General features: G+C 55.6%; 1 rRNA gene. It reads left to right on the top strand.

The features are described 5' to 3' along the window. Window positions 1-1,399: ribosomal RNA gene (locus ABZ471_RS48670) — 23S ribosomal RNA — on the top strand; the annotation flags it as partial. Between the last annotated feature and the right edge of the window lie 21 nt (window positions 1,400-1,420).

The following is a 1,420-nucleotide window of genomic DNA, read 5'->3' as shown; positions in this document are numbered from 1 at the left end:
ATCAAGGGTGAGACCTGATGCCGAGCCGATTGTGGCGAAGTGGATGATCCTATGCTGTCGAGAAAAGCCTCTAGCGAGTTTCATGGCGGCCCGTACCCTAAACCGACTCAGGTGGTCAGGTAGAGAATACCGAGGCGTTCGGGTGAACTATGGTTAAGGAACTCGGCAAAATGCCCCCGTAACTTCGGGAGAAGGGGGGCCACGTCTGGTGAGGGAATTTACTTCCTGAGCTGGGTGTGGCCGCAGAGACCAGCGAGAAGCGACTGTTTACTAAAAACACAGGTCCGTGCGAAGCCGTAAGGCGATGTATACGGACTGACGCCTGCCCGGTGCTGGAACGTTAAGGGGACCGGTTAGCTCCATTTCGGTGGGGCGAAGCTGAGAACTTAAGCGCCAGTAAACGGCGGTGGTAACTATAACCATCCTAAGGTAGCGAAATTCCTTGTCGGGTAAGTTCCGACCTGCACGAATGGCGTAACGACTTCTCGACTGTCTCAACCATAGGCCCGGTGAAATTGCACTACGAGTAAAGATGCTCGTTTCGCGCAGCAGGACGGAAAGACCCCGGGACCTTTACTACAGTTTGATATTGGTGTTCGGTTCGGCTTGTGTAGGATAGCTGGGAGACTTTGAAGCAGCCACGCCAGTGGTTGTGGAGTCGTCGTTGAAATACCAGTCTGGTCGTGCTGGATGTCTAACCTCGGTCCGTGATCCGGATCAGGGACAGTGTCTGATGGGTAGTTTAACTGGGGCGGTTGCCTCCTAAAGAGTAACGGAGGCGCCCAAAGGTTCCCTCAGCCTGGTTGGCAATCAGGTGTTGAGTGTAAGTGCACAAGGGAGCTTGACTGTGAGACCGACGGGTCGAGCAGGGACGAAAGTCGGGACTAGTGATCCGGCGGTGGCTTGTGGAAGCGCCGTCGCTCAACGGATAAAAGGTACCCCGGGGATAACAGGCTGATCTTCCCCAAGAGTCCATATCGACGGGATGGTTTGGCACCTCGATGTCGGCTCGTCGCATCCTGGGGCTGGAGTCGGTCCCAAGGGTTGGGCTGTTCGCCCATTAAAGCGGTACGCGAGCTGGGTTTAGAACGTCGTGAGACAGTTCGGTCCCTATCCGCTGTGCGCGTAGGAATATTGAGAAGGGCTGTCCCTAGTACGAGAGGACCGGGACGGACGAACCTCTGGTGTGCCAGTTGTTCTGCCAAGGGCATGGCTGGTTGGCTACGTTCGGGAGGGATAACCGCTGAAAGCATCTAAGCGGGAAGCCTGCTTCGAGATGAGTATTCCCACCTCCTTGAGAGGGTAAGGCTCCCAGTAGACGACTGGGTTGATAGGCCAGATATGGAAGCCCGGTAACGGGTGGAGTTGACTGGTACTAATAGGCCGAGGGCTTGTCCATTGATGCTCGCGTTCACTGTGT

The sequence above is a fragment of the Streptomyces sp. NPDC005728 genome (genome assembly GCF_040630895.1).
GTDB lineage: Bacteria > Actinomycetota > Actinomycetes > Streptomycetales > Streptomycetaceae > Streptomyces.
Note: the sequence above shows the minus strand (reverse complement) of the source record. Positions and strands in the feature narration are given on the sequence as shown.